General features: G+C 59.8%; 13 protein-coding genes and 4 tRNA genes. 10 read left to right on the top strand and 7 right to left on the bottom strand.

The features are described from left to right. Positions 1 to 27 precede the first annotated feature (27 nt). The 4 genes from ACLD1Y_RS12170 to ACLD1Y_RS12185 form a co-directional block, all read right to left on the bottom strand. Complete coding sequence (locus ACLD1Y_RS12170) at positions 28 to 324, bottom strand: co-chaperone GroES (RefSeq protein ID WP_429478216.1); 297 nt, start codon at positions 322 to 324, stop codon at positions 28 to 30. Positions 325 to 572: 248 nt separating this feature from the next. Continuing rightward, positions 573 to 1,049, bottom strand: a complete 477-nt coding sequence (locus ACLD1Y_RS12175; RefSeq protein ID WP_135292051.1) for an FxsA family protein — start codon at positions 1,047 to 1,049, stop codon at positions 573 to 575. A 66-nt stretch (positions 1,050 to 1,115) separates the two neighbouring features. Continuing rightward, positions 1,116 to 1,847 (bottom strand): HugZ family protein, encoded by a 732-nt coding sequence (locus ACLD1Y_RS12180; protein WP_429478217.1) that lies wholly within the window; start codon positions 1,845 to 1,847, stop codon positions 1,116 to 1,118. Between the two features lie 119 nt (positions 1,848 to 1,966). Next, positions 1,967 to 2,974 carry a DUF481 domain-containing protein gene (locus tag ACLD1Y_RS12185; RefSeq protein ID WP_429478218.1) on the bottom strand — a complete coding sequence of 336 codons (1,008 nt, stop codon included), beginning with the start codon at positions 2,972 to 2,974 and terminating at the stop codon, positions 1,967 to 1,969. A 144-nt stretch (positions 2,975 to 3,118) separates the two neighbouring features. Between ACLD1Y_RS12185 and ACLD1Y_RS12190 the strand changes: the two genes are divergently transcribed. The 4 genes from ACLD1Y_RS12190 to ACLD1Y_RS12205 all read left to right on the top strand — a co-directional run bounded on the left by ACLD1Y_RS12190 (position 3,119) and on the right by ACLD1Y_RS12205 (position 7,932). Next, positions 3,119 to 3,481: an MGMT family protein gene (locus ACLD1Y_RS12190; protein WP_429478219.1), complete on the top strand. Its 363-nt coding sequence runs from the start codon at positions 3,119 to 3,121 to the stop codon at positions 3,479 to 3,481. A gap of 43 nt (positions 3,482 to 3,524) precedes the next feature. Beyond that, complete coding sequence (locus ACLD1Y_RS12195; RefSeq protein WP_429478220.1) at positions 3,525 to 5,066, top strand: AmpG family muropeptide MFS transporter; 1,542 nt, start codon at positions 3,525 to 3,527, stop codon at positions 5,064 to 5,066. A gap of 176 nt (positions 5,067 to 5,242) precedes the next feature. Beyond that, complete coding sequence (locus ACLD1Y_RS12200; RefSeq protein WP_429478221.1) at positions 5,243 to 6,958, top strand: proline--tRNA ligase; 1,716 nt, start codon at positions 5,243 to 5,245, stop codon at positions 6,956 to 6,958. Between the two features lie 20 nt (positions 6,959 to 6,978). Next, positions 6,979 to 7,932 (top strand): hypothetical protein, encoded by a 954-nt coding sequence (locus tag ACLD1Y_RS12205; protein ID WP_429478222.1) that lies wholly within the window; start codon positions 6,979 to 6,981, stop codon positions 7,930 to 7,932. Between the two features lie 127 nt (positions 7,933 to 8,059). On the opposite strand, the gene dinB is transcribed toward ACLD1Y_RS12205, so the two are convergent. Continuing rightward, positions 8,060 to 9,118, bottom strand: a complete 1,059-nt coding sequence (gene dinB / locus ACLD1Y_RS12210) for a DNA polymerase IV (protein WP_314533891.1) — start codon at positions 9,116 to 9,118, stop codon at positions 8,060 to 8,062. Between the two features lie 279 nt (positions 9,119 to 9,397). Here dinB and ACLD1Y_RS12215 point away from each other — a divergent pair. The 6 genes from ACLD1Y_RS12215 to ACLD1Y_RS12240 all read left to right on the top strand — a co-directional run bounded on the left by ACLD1Y_RS12215 (position 9,398) and on the right by ACLD1Y_RS12240 (position 14,498). Then, positions 9,398 to 9,474: transfer RNA gene (locus tag ACLD1Y_RS12215), tRNA-Met, on the top strand. Between the two features lie 195 nt (positions 9,475 to 9,669). Beyond that, a tRNA-Met gene (locus ACLD1Y_RS12220) sits at positions 9,670 to 9,746 on the top strand. A gap of 195 nt (positions 9,747 to 9,941) precedes the next feature. Further along, positions 9,942 to 10,018: transfer RNA gene (locus ACLD1Y_RS12225), tRNA-Met, on the top strand. 195 nt (positions 10,019 to 10,213) lie between these two features. After that, a tRNA-Met gene (locus tag ACLD1Y_RS12230) sits at positions 10,214 to 10,290 on the top strand. A 279-nt stretch (positions 10,291 to 10,569) separates the two neighbouring features. Continuing rightward, positions 10,570 to 13,212 (top strand): bifunctional lysylphosphatidylglycerol flippase/synthetase MprF, encoded by a 2,643-nt coding sequence (mprF, locus tag ACLD1Y_RS12235; protein ID WP_429478223.1) that lies wholly within the window; start codon positions 10,570 to 10,572, stop codon positions 13,210 to 13,212. Next, complete coding sequence (locus tag ACLD1Y_RS12240) at positions 13,212 to 14,498, top strand: virulence factor family protein (protein ID WP_429478224.1); 1,287 nt, start codon at positions 13,212 to 13,214, stop codon at positions 14,496 to 14,498. Before mprF ends, ACLD1Y_RS12240 begins: the two co-directional genes overlap by 1 nt. Before the next feature lie 139 nt (positions 14,499 to 14,637). Here ACLD1Y_RS12240 and recJ read toward each other — a convergent pair whose 3' ends face one another. Both recJ and ACLD1Y_RS12250 read right to left on the bottom strand, forming a co-directional pair. Then, positions 14,638 to 16,347 (bottom strand): single-stranded-DNA-specific exonuclease RecJ, encoded by a 1,710-nt coding sequence (gene recJ, locus ACLD1Y_RS12245; protein ID WP_429478225.1) that lies wholly within the window; start codon positions 16,345 to 16,347, stop codon positions 14,638 to 14,640. 134 nt (positions 16,348 to 16,481) lie between these two features. After that, the gene (locus tag ACLD1Y_RS12250; RefSeq protein WP_429478226.1) at positions 16,482 to 17,024 is read right to left on the bottom strand and encodes a YaeQ family protein; all 543 of its coding nucleotides are present in this window, start codon (positions 17,022 to 17,024) and stop codon (positions 16,482 to 16,484) included. Between the last annotated feature and the right edge of the window lie 74 nt (positions 17,025 to 17,098).

The following is a 17,098-nucleotide window of genomic DNA, read 5'->3' on the forward strand; positions in this document are numbered from 1 at the left end:
GTAGTAACGGGAAAATGAGCGGGGAAATCAGTCTTCCAGAACGGCGAGAATTTCGTTCTCAGCCATAACCAGCAGGTCTTCGCCGTCGACTTTCACAGTGTTGCTGCCGGAGTAAGGGCCGAATACAACCTTGTCACCGACTTTAACGGCCAGCGCACGTAGATCACCGTTTTCCAGAGTCTTGCCTGGGCCTGCAGCGACGATCACACCGTGGTTGGCTTTTTCAGCAGCCGAACCTGGCAGAACGATACCGCCAGCGGTTTTCTTTTCTTCTTCGCTGCGACGGATTACGACGCGGTCGTGCAGAGGACGAAGCTTGCTCATTGTCGATCTCTCCTAATTGTGTTTTTCATCGGCCGGTGTCAGTACCGGCGGGTTGTATTCCGGCTGTGCCGGTCGCGGCTCGCCAAGCAAGTCGCGGAAGTCTGTCTGGTGTCGCCACCAGAAACCTTGCGGTGACCGTTACATAAGGGCGCATAAGCTTATTACAAGGGGCCACGGCGGAAATTTTTTACCTGTACCGCAGCCCTAAAGCAAACACGGCACCCGAAGGTGCCGTGCCAGTGAAGCGGTTATTTGCTGTCGCGGTGTTCGAACTCGCCTTCGATCACATCGCCTTCACGCCCCAGCGGTTGGCGTGGAGCCGGACCGCCTCGGGGTTGCAGGTCGTCGGCGAACGCGCGCTGGCGAAGCGCGGCCTCTTCGGCACGCTGGCGCATCTTGCCGGCCAGCAGCTTGCGGGTGAACGGCAGCAGCATGACCAGGCCGACCACATCGCTGATGAAACCCGGCAGGATCAACAGGCCGCCAGCCAGGGCCATCATCAGGCCTTCGAGCATGGTCTGGGCCGGCAGTTCGCCGCGGTTCAGGCTTTCACGGGCACGCAGCGCCGTGGCCAGGCCAGCGACGCGCAACACCAGCACGCCGAGCATCGAGCCGAGAATAATCAGCAGTAATGCCGGGAAAAACCCGATCGCACTGCTGACTTGAACGAATACGAACAGCTCCAGCACCGGGAACAGCAGAAAGAGCAATAAAAAAGGGCGCATCAAATGGTTCCTCAACGCAAGAATGCCTTGCCAGTCCACCTTAGATGACGTCGCCGTTTCGTGAATTCAAGCGTTGACCGCTGCTTTTTTCGGCCAGGCCTGGGCGTGGGCCAATGAAACCAAGGCTTCGCGCACTTGTGTCGGCGTGTTGCAAGACTCTGCAAAGGGCAGCCAATGCAACGATTGGCCAATGCGCAGGTGCATGCCCTCGCTGTCGATGCCAGCCAACTGCGCAGGCTCAGTGGTGGGCAAACCCGCCAGGTCGACGTAATGGGCGATAGCTTTGGTGTGGTCGCTGTTCATGTGTTCGACCATGCTCAGCTCGGCCTTGCCGGCGAAGGGGTTGGCCAGGGTCAACTGGTCAACCCAGTGAATCGCGCCAAACCCGCCGATATAACGGTGACGCACGGGTTTAAGCACCCAGAAGTCGAAATCGTGGGCCTTGTGGTAGTTGGCCGAATCGGGGAAATAGCGGTAGTAACGCTCGGCAGCCGCCTCGATGGCAGCCGCCTCCTCCAGTTTTTCCGCTTCTGCCAGGTAGGTCAGGCGACCGACCGCCTGCACATCATCAGCCTCGCGCTCGCCGACCAGCAACGAACACTTGGGGTCTTTCTGCAGGTTATGGGTGTGCTGGGCAATGCGGCTGATCAGGATCAGCGGGCGCCCCTGCTCGTCGAGGCAATACGGCACGACCGAGCCAAAAGGAAAACCGGGCATGGCTTTGGACAGCGTGGAAAGCGCCCCACGGTATTCCTTGAGCAACAGCTCTCGGGCGTTCTTGGCAACCTGTGTGCTCAACTTATGACTCCTCGCGAATTGCGCCGCCCATGGCATATGGGAATGGATCTCAACACAAGGTAATCAATATGCGCAGCGGTTGCCAAGCGTGTTTTGTTCGACCTTATTACCAGGCTACATTACCAAGCTACGCCGAAGCCTGCCGTGTAGCGGGTCTTGCTCAGGCTGCTGTCGGAGTCGCCACTGATAATGTCGCGCTCGGCCTTGAGGTTCAGGGAGGCCCATTCGGTGACTTTGTAACGCAGGCCCATTTCCGCATCCAGCGAGTAATCAATCGGCCCATCGATCGGACGGCCCAGTTCGCCGTTGGTGAAGAACTCAACGGTCTTGCCCACCAGGTAGCGGTTGTAGTTCCACTTCATGGCCACCGAGTAGAAGTTGTCTTTGCCGCCCGTGGCGTATTCATAGTCGGTGCGGTTGACCAGCGACCCCAGGGAGAAGGCCCCCAACTCGTCATCCCAGAACTGGTAGCCCGGGCCAGTGCCGACGGTGCGTTGGCGAGCCAGGTCTTCAACTTTGTCACGCTTGTAGGTCAGACGGCCCTGCCAGAACCAATGTTCAGTAAGGAAGCGGTCGAGGTCGTATTCCAGGGACCAGTTGTCGGTAGTGGTGACGTCGTCTTGGAACTCGCGGTTGTATTCGCCCTGCCCCGTGTGGCGCCACTGGCCGTGACGCGCAGAGGTCTTGAAGTCGATGTCGTAGTCGTTGGTGTCATTTTCGGCGCGCTTGTAATCCAGCGCCAGGTCGACATTGCCCTTCCACACCAGGTCTTCGATCACAGGCTTGGGCTTGATGATCTGCTGGATGCTTGCCAGCTCCACGGTCTTGGGCGCTTCGCCATTGGCCAATGTTACCTTGCCATCATCCGCCGCCTTCAAGGATTTGGCCTTCTCGCCGGTATAAGCGTCCTGCTTGACCAACAGTTCCTGGTCGCTTTCCAGGGTTTTGACCTGCTTCCAGTCAACGGGAATGGCGCCTGCGTAGTCGGTCTGAATCAGCAACTTGCCACCATCGAAGACTTTGATCTTACCGGTCAGGCGATCACCGTTTTTTAACCAAACGGTGTCGGCCAGCAAGGGCGTAGAGGCGCTGAAAACAGCAAGGCACAGCAGGGTTCTGGACAACATAAGCGGACTGGGGCTCGAGGTTGGCGCAAAGGGCGCGTTATCGTGTTAGATAGCTAGGACTGACTCAAGGATTTGTGTTGAGTTCAATGCTCACCCGCATGTTTACAGACGTTTCTTACAGAAACACCGACGATCTAGACGGATATGCCCACAGTGAATCAACCCGCCGAAACCCCGCAAAGCCCCGCCGATATGCGCCGAACGGCGCTGTACCTGACCCTGGCACAAGTGCCCGCAGGTTGCGTGGTGAGTTACGGCGAGCTGGCCCACTTGGCCGGGCTGGGCCGCGCCGCGCGTTGGGTGGGACGTACGCTCAGCCAGTTGCCCGAGGGTACAAAGCTACCCTGGCACCGCGTGCTGGGTGCCGGTGGTCGGATAAGCCTGCCGGTGGGCAGCGCCTCGGGGGACGAACAACGCGCGCGTTTGCGGGACGAGGGCGTCACTGTCCGCAACAATCGCGTGGATATTCAGCGCCATGGCTGGCGCCCGGTAGAGCACAGCGGTTAGAGTGCGCGCTTTGTTTCCGCAAACCTGAGGCAGACTCCAGCCCATGCCCCGTAAAACCTGGCGCGCCGCGCTCGCTGCCTATGCCAGCCCTTCGACGTTAGTCTTGTTGTTGCTCGGCTTTGCCGCCGGCCTGCCTTACATGTTGGTGTTCTCGACGCTTTCGGTGTGGTTGCGTGAGGCCGGTGTGGCCCGCGAGACCATTGGCTATGCCAGCCTGATCGGTTTGGCGTACGCCTTCAAATGGGTCTGGTCGCCGCTGCTCGACCAATGGCGTCTGCCGCTGCTCGGCAAACTCGGCCGACGTCGTTCATGGTTGGTACTGGCCCAATCGCTGGTGATCCTCGGATTGATCGGTATGGGGTTCTGCGACCCGCAAAAGCACCTGTCCTGGCTGATCGCCATTGCCGTTATCGTGGCCTTCGCCTCCGCGACCCAGGACATCGCCGTCGACGCCTACCGCCTGGAAATCGCCGACGACAGCCGCCAGGCCGCACTGGCTGCCAGCTACATGTCCGGTTACCGCATCGCCGCCCTGCTGGCCACGGCGGGCGCGCTGTTCTTTGCCGAAGGGTTCGGCTCCACCGGCTTCAACTATAAACACTCGGCCTGGACCGGCACCTACGTGCTGTTTGGCGTGCTGATGATCCCGGCGCTGCTGACCACCCTGTTCATGCGTGAGCCGAACGTGCCGCTGCGTACCCAGTTGCAGGCTGGGCGCTACAGCTTTGTGCATCAACTGGTGTCGGTGTTTGTACTGATTGTGCTGCTGGTGTCCGTACCGGCGATGTTCACCCAGTTGTTCAACACCGACTTCGAAAGCGTGCTGTTTCACGGCATGAGCCTGTGGGACTTGCTGATGGATGACCGCGCCTTCCTGCGCGCCATCCTATATATCACCCTCACCGCGCTGTGCCTGTCAGCCATGGGCCGCCGCGGCTTGGCGCCGGTGCTCACGCCGGTCAACGACTTTATCCTGCGTTACCGCTGGCAGGCGTTGCTGTTGCTGGGGCTGATTGCCACCTACCGCATGTCCGACACGGTGATGGGCGTGATGGCCAACGTGTTCTACATCGACCAGGGCTTTACCAAGGACCAGATTGCCGGGGTGAGCAAGATCTTCGGCCTGATTATGACCCTGCTGGGCGCCGGCATGGGCGGCCTGCTGATTGTGCGTTTCGGTATTCTGCCGATCCTGTTTATCGGCGGCGTGGCTTCGGCCGGCACCAACCTGCTGTTCGTCGCGCTCGCTGACATGGGCCCGGATCTGCAGATGCTGATCTTCACCATCTCCCTCGACAATTTCAGCTCAGGCCTGGCCACTTCGGCGTTCGTGGCCTACCTGTCGAGCCTGACCAACCTCAAGTTCTCCGCCACCCAATATGCGCTGCTCAGTTCGATCATGCTGCTGTTGCCGCGCCTGATCGGCGGGTACTCGGGGGTGATGGTCGAGAAGTTCGGCTATCACACCTTCTTCCTCATCACCTGCATGCTAGGCGTGCCGACGCTGTTTTTGATTGCGTTGCATTGGTTCCAGGAAAATCGCCGGGCGCGGCTCAATCCCTCTGAAGAAACGGATCCTTTGTAGGAGCGAGCTTGCTCGCGAAGAACTCACAGATACCGCGTTTTTTCCGGTTTCCCACGTCATCGTTGACTATCTTCGCGAGCAAGCTCGCTCCTACATAGCTCATGCCTGTACGCGAGCGACAACCGCCCGTACAATCCCAAGTCATTTCAAGTCCAAGCAACCGACAACGGCCTACCATGCGTACCAGTCAATATTTGCTCGCCACACAGAAAGAAACGCCTTCCGACGCCGTCGTAATCAGCCATCAACTGATGCTGCGCGCCGGTATGATCCGCAAACTGGCCTCCGGCCTGTACACCTGGCTGCCCATGGGCTTGAAGGTGATGCGCAAGGTCGAAGCCATCGTTCGCGAAGAAATGAACGCCGCCGGCTCTCTGGAAGTGTTGATGCCGAGCACCCAACCGGCTGAACTGTGGCAGGAATCCGGGCGCTGGGAAGAGTATGGCCCTGAGTTGCTGCGCTTCAAGGACCGTCATGGCCGCGATTTCTGCGCTGGCCCGACCCACGAAGAAGTGATCACCGACCTGATGCGCAACGAGCTGAGCAGCTACAAACAGCTGCCGCTGAACCTGTATCAGATCCAGACCAAATTCCGTGATGAAATTCGCCCACGCTTCGGCTTGATGCGCGGCCGCGAATTCATCATGAAGGACGCCTATTCGTTCCACGCTGACCAGGCGTCCCTGCAGGTCACCTACGACCGCATGCACCAGGCCTACTGCAACGTCTTCACGCGCCTGGGCCTGAAATTCCGCCCGGTTGAAGCGGACAACGGCTCCATCGGCGGTGCCGGCTCCCACGAGTTCCACGTACTGGCCGAGTCCGGCGAAGACGATATCGTGTTCAGCAACGGCTCCGACTACGCGGCGAACATCGAGAAAGCCGAAGCCGTGCCACGGGAAACCTCCCGTCCTGCACCGGCCGAAGAACTGCGCCTGGTAGACACCCCAGAGACCAAGACCATCGCGGCCCTGGTGGAAAAATTCAATCTGCCGATTGAAAAGACCATCAAGACCCTGATCGTGCGCGCCGAGGAAGAAGGCAAGCTGATCGCCCTGGTGATCCGCGGCGACCACGAACTCAACGAAATCAAGGCGGCCCAGCAACCTGGCGTGGCCAGCCCGCTGGTCATGGCCACCGATGCCGAACTGCGCGACGCCATTGGCGCCGGTGCCGGTTCCCTCGGCCCGCTGAACCTGCCGCTGCCGATCATCATCGACCGCTCGGTTGAGCTGATGAGCGACTTCGGTATCGGCGCGAACATCGACGACAAGCACTACTTCGGCGTGAACTGGGAGCGTGACCTGCCGGTTCCAACCGTGGCCGACTTGCGCAACGTGGTGGCTGGCGACCCAAGCCCGGACGGCAAGGGCACCCTGGAGATCAAGCGCGGCATCGAAGTCGGGCACATCTTCCAGCTGGGCAACAAGTACAGCCAGGCGATGAACTGCAAGGTGCTGGGTGAAAACGGCAAGCCGGTGATCCTGGAAATGGGTTGCTACGGCATTGGCGTTTCCCGTGTGGTTGCCGCTGCCATCGAGCAGAACAACGACGAAAACGGCATCATCTGGAGCGACACCCTGGCGCCGTTCCAGATCGCCCTCGTGCCCCTGCGCTACGAAACCGAGCAAGTACGCGAAGCCACCGACAAACTGTATGCCGAACTGACGGCCGCAGGTTTCGAAGTGCTGCTGGATGACCGGGACAAGAAAACCAGCCCGGGCATCAAGTTCGCCGACATGGAACTGATTGGCATCCCGCACCGGATCGTGGTCAGTGACCGCGGCCTGGCCGATGGCAATCTGGAATACAAGAGCCGGACCGAAGCCGAAGCCCAACCGTTGCCGGTGGCTGACGTGCTGTCTTTCCTTCAGGCGCGTATTCGTCGCTGAAAACCAGATCAAGAGAAGTCATGTTCAAGCGAAACACCAGAGCCCTGGGGGGCGCCGCCTTGTGCGGCGCCCTGCTGGTCAGCGGCTGCGCCAACCAGATGTCGCAACGCAGTGAGCACGAGGAGCGGGTTGAGCGTAAGTTGCTCGACCACAGCCTGCAGATCGATGTAGGCGAACCCAAAGTGCTGGAGCTGCCGCAACGCCGGGTGCGGATTCACGAACAGAAGACCTTTGAGGTCACCGAGTTCGAAGTCACCCGTCGCTACGACCGCTACACCCCTTACCAACCCTGGCGCAAAGTCTACGAGATGCCGTTGGGCGCCGTAGCCCTGGTGGCTGGCGCAGGTGCCAACGTGGTGAATATCTTCGCCCTTGGCAACCTGCCCACCAGCGTGACCCGCGACTGGCTGACCTACGGCGTGGACGGCCTCAACCCGTTCATGAACGTGCAGTCCCACGGCCGTGCGCAACAGAACCTGGCGGGCATTGATGAAGTCCAGCGCGACAAGCGCGTGGAGTATTCGAGCCTACCCTGGAGCGAACGCCCGGTGCAGGTCACCGCCGGCAAGCAAACCCATGAGCTGACCACCGACCGCAACGGCGTACTGCGCCTGAACCTGCTGGACAGCCCATTTGCCGAACAGGACCTGAACCGCATCAGCACCTTGAAGATCAGCGTGGAAGATGGCCAGGACGATGTGCATTCGGACTCGACCCTGGCGATTAGCAGTACGTTGCGCGGCAAGTTGCTGGAAGCCCACGGCCTGATCTATGACGACCTGGAAGATGACGAGGTGAACCAGTGGGTGCACCGGGTCAAACGCCTGTCGGAACTGGGACTGGAAGAAGAAGCCAGTGAGCTGGAACAGAGCTTGATTGAACTGACTCGCAATGATCCGGAGTTGCAGCAGGAGTTTTTGCAGGCGCTGACCAAGGATGCGGGGCGGTTGGTGGCAGACCCCGGCGCTCGCTGACATGTTACAAACGCCGCAGATCTAAATGTGGGAGCTGGCTTGCCTGCGATGCAGACACCTCGGAGTGTCAGTAACACCGAGGTGATGCCATCGCAGGCAAGCCAGCTCCCACAGCTTTATCCGGTTTCTACCAGGAAAATTCGAGTTGTTCGTTGCCGCTGCTCAGATCAAGCAACCTCACCCCAATCCCCAACAACCGCACCGGCTTCCCACCCCGATTGAACGCCTGCGTCAGCAGCTGTTGATAACTCTCCAAATCCCGCCCCGCCCCCGCCTGCTCCAAGGTCGTCTGGGTAAAGTCATGAAACTTCACCTTCACGAACGGCTTGCCCGCTCGGTAACTGCTGTCGATGCGCGCCATGCGCCCGGCCAAGGTTTCCATCAATTCGGGGAGTTTGGCCAGGCAGCTTGAAAGGTCCGGCAAGTCCACATCGTAGGTGTTTTCTACGCTGATCGATTGCCGGCGGCTGTCGTTCTGCACCACTCGGTCATCAATCCCACGCGCCAAGCTCCACAGCCGCTCACCAAAACTGCCGAATTCCCGCACCAGCGCCAGCTTGTTCCACTCGCGCAGTTGCAAACAGTCTTCAATGCCCAGGCGGGCCAGCTTGTCGGCAGTGACCTTGCCCACGCCGTGCAACTTGCTCACCCGCAACTGCGAGACAAAGTCTTCGACCTGGTCCGGGGTAATCACAAACAAACCATTAGGCTTCTTCCAGTCGCTGGCGATTTTGGCCAGGAACTTGTTCGGCGCCACGCCTGCAGAAACGGTGATATGCAACTGGTTGGACACGCGGCGGCGAATGTCCTGGGCAATACGCGTCGCGCTGCCGCCAAAGTGTGGGCTGTCGGACACATCCAGATAGGCTTCATCTAAGGACAACGGTTCGATCAAGTCGGTGTAGTCGCGAAAGATCGTCTGGATTTCCTTCGATGCTTCTTTATAGGCATCCATGCGCGGCTTGACGATGGTCAGGTCCGGGCACAGCTTCAAGGCATGGCGGGACGACATGGCTGAACGCACCCCGTACGCCCGCGCCTCGTAGTTGCAGGTCGCGATCACACCACGTCGGTCTGCCGAACCGCCCACTGCCAAGGGTTTTTGCGCCAGGCTCGGGTCATCGCGCATCTCGATGGCGGCGTAAAAGCAATCACAGTCGACGTGGATGATTTTGCGTTGCGTCATATAAACAGAGGGTTGATTCAACGGGCGACCAGTATCGCACTCACCCCTGTATATAGCACCAGTAGTTTGAATCTTCCGCATAAGCGGTAGGAAGATTCCCAGATGAATTTATTTTTTCAATCGAATCTGAGCTTCCAATAGAGCTGAAAGCCCTAGCCAGACTGGCCCCGAAGGCTTCCGAGCACCGCTTTGGAGAGCTAACCAATTGAACCACAAGCGCTTTTCTTCAATTCACAGGTTGACACACCCGCGTTCCTCTGTAGAATGCCGACACACAGACGCGGGATGGAGCAGTCTGGTAGCTCGTCGGGCTCATAACCCGAAGGTCGTCGGTTCAAATCCGGCTCCCGCAACCAAACATCAAAAAAGGCTACTCGAAAGAGTGGCCTTTTTTGTGCGCGCCTGTTTTTTGATTGTCGGACAAAAAACCTTTGTCTATCGCGCACTTAAGGTGCTCAGCCGGCAAGCTACGGTTAATTCACACTTATTTGACCAATATATCCATTAACAGTTGACACCCCGCCGCTTGGCTGTAGAATGCCGCCCACAGACGCGGGATGGAGCAGTCTGGTAGCTCGTCGGGCTCATAACCCGAAGGTCGTCGGTTCAAATCCGGCTCCCGCAACCAAACATCAAAAAAGGCTACTCGAAAGAGTGGCCTTTTTTGTGCGCGCCTGTTTTTTGATTGTCGGACAAAAAACCTTTGTCTATCGCGCACTTAAGGTGCTCAGCCGGCAAGCTACGGTTAATTCACACTTATTTGACCAATATATCCATTAACAGTTGACACCCCGCCGCTTGGCTGTAGAATGCCGCCCACAGACGCGGGATGGAGCAGTCTGGTAGCTCGTCGGGCTCATAACCCGAAGGTCGTCGGTTCAAATCCGGCTCCCGCAACCAAACATCAAAAAAGGCTACTCGAAAGAGTGGCCTTTTTTGTGCGCGCCTGTTTTTTGATTGTCGGACAAAAAACCTTTGTCTATCGCGCACTTAAGGTGCTCAGCCGGCAAGCTACGGTTAATTCACACTTATTTGACCAATATATCCATTAACAGTTGACACCCCGCCGCTTGGCTGTAGAATGCCGCCCACAGACGCGGGATGGAGCAGTCTGGTAGCTCGTCGGGCTCATAACCCGAAGGTCGTCGGTTCAAATCCGGCTCCCGCAACCAAACATCAAAAAAGGCTACTCGAAAGAGTGGCCTTTTTTGTATCCGGTGAAAAAGTTCTTCTGAAACAATGAGATGGCATATTTCATGAAACCCTGCGCGGTTTGTTGAGTCCATCTCTTTGCAAGCTATGCTCAACGCTCAAGCGCTACCTTCTACGACCAATGGCCGCAGTCGCCCCACCCGGTGATACGCGTTAATATTTGTAATTATTTTGTCCATAGGGATTGGTAACTTGGCTGGATACCTCCATCCTGTCGCGCACAATCCACGAGGTGATTGATGCGCGCCAACTCGTCTGAACCACAAGACACCGTCACAGCAGAACAACCGATCACTCCCACACGTTTGCGTTGGCTGGATCTGGTGAGTAAATACCGGCAACCCATTGGGCTGGCCGTTACACTGTTGCTGTTCGCCATTGCCCTGATCGCCTGCCGACACCTGCTGCTGGAACTGGACCTCTACGCGCTCCACGACTCGATCCTGGAAGTCCCCAAGCCCGCGTTGCTCGGTGCGTTTGCGGCGGCCGTCGCAGGGTTCGTCATTCTCTTGGGCTATGAGTTTTCCGGTGCGCGTTACGCCGGGGTAAACCTGCCCGCCAAGACCCTGGCCCTCGGCGGCTTTACCGCCTTTGCCATCGGTAATGCCATTGGCTTGTCGATGCTCTCCGGCGGTTCGGTGCGTTACCGTTTATATGCGCGCCACGGCATCGGGGCTTCGGAAGTGGCCCACATGACCGTGTTTGCCAGCCTGGCCCTGGGCACTGCCCTGCCGCCGCTGGCTGCGCTGGCGACACTGAGCAACCTGCCCGCCGCATCGACCTACCTGCATTTGCCACAAGCGGTGCTTGGCGGGATTGCTGGCGCGGTGCTGCTGTTGTCGGCCGTGTTGTGCATCGGTATTTATCGCCGTCGCCTGCCGGAGCAACCCTACCCGGACAACCTGCTGGTCAAGGCTGGCCGTCGCACGCTGCGCCTGCCGGGTCGTCGCCTGACCTTCCTGCAACTGATCATCACCGCACTGGACGTAGCCGCTGCCGCCACCGTCCTTTATATGTTGCTCCCCGAGGCACCGCCCTTCGGCCCGTTCTTGCTGGTGTACCTGCTGGCCCTGGCCGCTGGCGTGCTCAGCCATGTACCGGGTGGGGTCGGTGTATTCGAAGCGATCCTGCTTGCCGCCTTTGCCGATAAGCTCGGTGCGGCGCCCCTGGCTGCGGCCCTGCTTCTATATCGCATGATCTACGTGGTGCTGCCGCTGCTGATCGCCTGTGTGTTCCTGCTGGTCAACGAGGCCCAGCGCCTGTTCCAGACCCAGCAGAGCCTGCGGGTGGCCTCGGGTCTCGCGGCGCCGGTGTTGGCCGTACTGGTTTTTTTGTCCGGCGTGGTCCTGCTGTTTTCCGGCGCCACGCCGGAGATCGACTCACGCCTGGAAAACATCGGCTTCCTGATTCCCCATCGCCTGATTGACGCCTCCCACTTCGGCGCCAGCCTGATCGGCGTGCTGTGCCTGTTGCTGGCCCAGGGGTTGCGCCGACGCTTGTCGGCCGCCTGGATGTTGACCATGGTGCTGCTGTTGACCGGCGCCCTGCTCTCGCTGCTCAAGGGTTTTGACTGGGAAGAAGCCAGCCTGATGACCATGACGGCGATCCTGCTGGCAATCTTCCGTCGCTCGTTCTACCGCGCCAGCCGTCTGACCGAACTGCCGTTCTCGCCGCTGTACCTGGTAGCCAGCGTGTGCGTGCTCGGCGCTTCGATCTGGCTGCTGCTGTTTGCCTATCAAGACGTACCCTACAGCCATCAACTGTGGTGGCAGTTCACCCTCGACGCCAACGCCCCGCGCGGCTTGCGCTCGTTGCTCGGTGCGGCCGTGCTGTTAGTAATCGTGTCGCTGACCTGGCTGCTGCGTACAGCGCGCCCGGTGATCCACCTGCCCACACCGGATGAACTGGAACGCGCCACCAAGATCCTGATGGCTTCGTCCCAGCCCGACGGCGGACTGGCGCTCACTGGCGACAAGGCACTGCTGTTCCATCCCAATGATGAAGCTTTCCTCATGTACGCCCGCCGCGGGCGCAGCCTGGTAGCCTTGTACGATCCGATCGGCCCGACCCAACCCCGCGCCGAGATGATCTGGCAGTTCCGCGACCTGTGCGACATTCACCATGCGCGCCCGGTGTTCTACCAGGTGCGGGCAGAGAACCTGCCGTACTACATGGACATCGGCCTCACCGCGATCAAGTTGGGCGAAGAAGCCCGCGTAGACCTCAAGCGCTTTGACCTGGAAGCCAAGGGCAAAGAGATGAAGGACCTGCGCTACACCTGGAACCGTGGCACCCGGGACGGCCTGTCCCTGGAGATCCATGAGCCGGGCATGGCGCCGATGGATGAACTCAAAGTCATCTCCGACGCCTGGCTGACCGGCAAGAACGTGCGGGAAAAGGGCTTTTCCCTGGGACGCTTCAGCGACGACTACCTCAAGCACTTTCGCATGGCGATCATTCGCTTCGAAGGGCGCCCGGTGGCCTTCGCCAACCTGCTCGAGACCTACAACCACGACTTGGCCAGTCTCGACCTGATGCGTGCCCACCCGGACGCGCCCAAGCTGACCATGGAGTTCATGATGGTCGGCTTGATTCAACACTATAAGAGTCACGGTTACGCCCGTTTCAGCCTTGGCATGGTGCCGTTGTCGGGCCTGCAGCCGCGCCGGGGCGCACCGCTCACCCAACGCCTGGGCTCGATGGTGTTCCGCCGTGGCGAGCAACTGTATAACTTCCAAGGTTTGCGCCGCTTCAAAGACAAGTTCCAGCCTGACTGGGAACCCCGTTACATGGCCGTGCCCGCAGGACTTGATCCGCTGGTGGCACTGGCCGATACCGCCGCCCTGATCGCGGGCGGCTTGACTGGATTGGTGAAACGCTGATGATTCGACGCTCCTGGCGGTATGTATTGGCCTTTGTAGTGCTGCTCGCCCTGGTCTTGGGTGGCGGCTATTGGTACTGGAACCGCCCTGCCCCGCAGCCGACCCTGGAGCAATTGCCCCAGGCTGATGGCTCGGTGATGACCCGCGTGACCCCCAACGGCACGCCCAAAGCCCGCGTTGCCGTGGCGGTGATGGCCGATGAAATCCTGACCGACAGCCAACTGATTGCCCTGAGCCAGGGTGGCAAGGCGCAGATTGTTCAGGTGATCCTGCCCAAGGATGACTGCACGCAGCAGGAACAAGCGCTGCAAAGCGCCCTGGGCCAGCTCAAGGGCCCGGCAACGCTGGTGAGCGGCATCGGCCCTGGCGCAGCCCTCGCCTGGCGCTGGCTGGCCACCCAGAGCGACGACAAGGCCAATGCCATCTCCGTTGGCTTCGCCCTGGTACAGGAAGGCTGCAAAGACCCACTGCCAAAAACCTCGGCCCACGGCAACTGGCTGGTGGCCTGGAACGATAACCCTGACGATGAAAGCGCCAGCTTCGTACGCGATACACCGCGCGCCACCACCAGCATCAGCGACTACGACATTCACTACCCACAGGTGCTGAACAACGAGCTGCGCAAGCAACTGGTGGGTTCGGACAACGGCGGCCTGGCAATTCCAGTGGTCGAAGTACCCGCTGGCCAAGCCAAGGACACCGTCACCCTGTTCCTCTCCGGTGACGGCGGCTGGCGTGACCTGGACCGCGACGTGGCCGGCGAGATGGCCAAGATCGGCTACCCGGTGGTGGGCATCGACACCCTGCGCTACTACTGGCAGCACAAGACTCCCGAACAAAGCGCCAAGGACCTCACCGAGCTGATGCAGCACTACCGGCAGAAGTGGGGCACCAAGCGCTTCGTGCTGACCGGTTACTCGTTCGGCGCCGACGTGCTGCCCGCGATCTACAACCGCATGCCGGAGAACGAGCAGCAGCGTGTAGACGCGATCATCCTGCTGGCATTCGCCCGTACTGGCAGCTTTGAGATCGAAGTGGAAGGCTGGCTGGGTAACGCCGGTAAAGAAGCCGCCACCGGCCCGGAAATGGCCAAGCTGCCGGCGGACAAAGTGGTGTGCATCTATGGTGCCGAAGAAGTCGATGAAAGTGGTTGCACCGACAAGACCGCAGTGGGTGAAGCCTTGAAGCTACCAGGCGGGCATCACTTCGATGAGAACTACCCGGCGCTGGCCAAGCGGTTGGTGGATATCATCGTCAAGCATCAGGCCAAGAATAAAGCTGAGTAACTTCAGGCTGTACGCGGTTTAAAAATGTGGGAGCGGGCTTGCTCGCGAAAGCGGTGGATCAGTCACAGCAACATTGACTGACACTCCGTCTTCGCGAGCAAGCCCGCTCCCACATTTGGTTTTGTGGTGTTCTTGAGATTTAGCGCGGTTCGATATGGGCAATCATCAATTGCACCGTTTCATTGCCCCGAAACTCGTTCACATCCAGCTTGTAGGCCAACTCCACCCACTTCACCGTCGGGTTCGGCCACACCTCACGATCCACCCCAAACGCAATGCCATCGAGCTTCACCGACCCGCACTCGGTCTTGAGCACCACCTTCAGGTGCCGCTCACCCACCACGCGCTGCTCCACCAACTGGAACACACCGTGAAACACCGGCTCGGGAAAGTGCTGGCCCCAAGGACCGGCATGGCGCAGTGCACGGGCCAGTTCCAGGTGAAACTCTTCCACCGCCAGCGTGCCATCGGACAGCAAGCGTCCGGTCAGGTCTTCTTCACGCAGTTGCCGACGCACTTCGGCGTCAAACGCTTCGGCGAACAGTGGGAAGTTTTCCTCCGGCAGTGTCAGCCCCGCCGCCATGGCGTGGCCGCCGTATTTGGCGATCAGGTTGGGATGCTGGCTCGCCACCACCGCCAGCGCATCACGGATGTGAAAGCCCTGCACAGAGCGCCCTGAGCCCTTGAGCAGGCCATCACCGGCATCGGCGAAGGCGATGGTCGGGCGGAAGTAGCGCTCTTTCATACGTGAGGCCAGGATGCCGATCACGCCTTGGTGCCATTCCGGGTCGAACAGGCACAAGCCATAAGGCATCGACTCCACCGGCAAGTCCTTGAGCTGGGCCAAGGCCTCGCGCTGCATGCCTTGCTCGATGGATTTGCGGTCCTGGTTCATACCGTCCAACTGCGCGGCCATTTCCCGGGCGGCGGCGAAGTCGGTGGTGAGCAAGCATTCGATGCCCAGGCTCATATCATCCAGGCGCCCCGCTGCGTTCAAGCGTGGCCCGAGAATAAAACCCAGGTCGGTAGAGGTGATACGCGCCGCATCGCGCTTGGCCACTTCAAGGATCGCCTTGATCCCCGGCCGCGCACGACCAGCACGAATGCGCTCCAGGCCCTGGTGCACGAGGATGCGGTTGTTGGCGTCCAACGGCACCACGTCAGCCACGCTGCCCAGGGCCACCAGATCGAGCAGTTCGCCGATATTCGGCTGGGGTTTGTTCTCGTACCAGCCCAGGCTGCGCAGGCGCGCACGCAGGGCCATCAACACATAGAAGATCACGCCCACACCGGCCAGGGCCTTGCTGGGAAACTCGCAACCTGGCTGGTTCGGGTTGACGATCGCGTCCGCCGCTGGCAGTTCATCCCCGGGCAAGTGGTGGTCAGTGACCAATACTTGCAGCCCCGCCGCTTTCGCTGCCGCCACGCCTTCAACGCTGGAGATGCCGTTATCCACCGTGATCAGCAACTGCGGTTCGCGCTGCAAGGCCACGGCAACGATTTCCGGGGTCAGGCCGTAGCCGTATTCAAACCGGTTGGGCACCAAGTAATCCACATGGGCCGCACCGAGCAAGCGCAGGCCCAAGGTGCCTACGGTACTGGCGGTGGCGCCATCGGCGTCGAAGTCACCGACGATCAGGATGCGTTGGCGCTGTTCCAGAGCCGTCACCAGCAGGTCCACAGCGGCATCGATACCCTTGAGCTGCTGATAGGGAATCAATCGCGCCAGGCTTTTATCCAGCTCAGCCTGCGACTGCACACCGCGGGCAGCGTAGAGACGGGTCAACAGCGGTGGCAATTCGCCGAGGAATGGCAGGACAGCGGGCAATGGACGGGGATCGATACGCATGGGACGCAGGTGAATTCTCTTCAATGCAACTGTAGGAGCGAGCTTGCTCGCGAAAATCGTTAACGATGACACGGGTTGCCTGGCTTAACGCGGCGCCCTCAGGTTTTTCGCGAGCAAGCTCGCTCCTACAGGGGTCAGCCGCGTTCGCCGACCAGCCATTGCAGCTGCACTTCGTGCTGGCCGCGATCATCGGTCACAAAAATGGTGCCTTCGCTGATCATCACATCCCACTTGATCACCCGGGGCATGTCCTTGGCCAAGGTCTCCAGCACGTCCTGCGGCACAGCGGCGATGTGCACGTTTTTCAGGTTATTGGCCACCGGCACCACCTTGCCTTCCCACACACGCAGGCTGCCATAGGCCAGCAGGCTGGTGCGTTCAGTGCGGCGCGAGCACCAGGTCAGGCGGTCGGCGTCGGGCTGGCCGACTTCGATCCAGTGCAGCACCCGATCATCCAGGCTTTTTTCCCACAGCGCTGGCTCGTCGACATCTGACAGGCCACGGCCGAATGCCAACTGCTCGTTGTACCAGAGGGCATAAGCCAGCAAGCGCACGGTCATGCGCTCTTCGGTTTCCGAAGGATGGCGGGCGATGGTCTGTTTGACGCTCTCGTACACCGAGCGATCAAGGTCGGTGAGGTTGAGTTCGAATTTGTAGGTCGTGGACGGCTGGGCCATGAACGGACTTCTAGAGACAGGGAAAGGCGGCCAGTCTAACCGATGGCGAGGCCATTCAACGAATCATGATCCTT

The sequence above is a fragment of the Pseudomonas sp. 18175 genome, assembly GCF_050432925.1.
In the GTDB taxonomy this organism is placed as follows: domain Bacteria; phylum Pseudomonadota; class Gammaproteobacteria; order Pseudomonadales; family Pseudomonadaceae; genus Aquipseudomonas.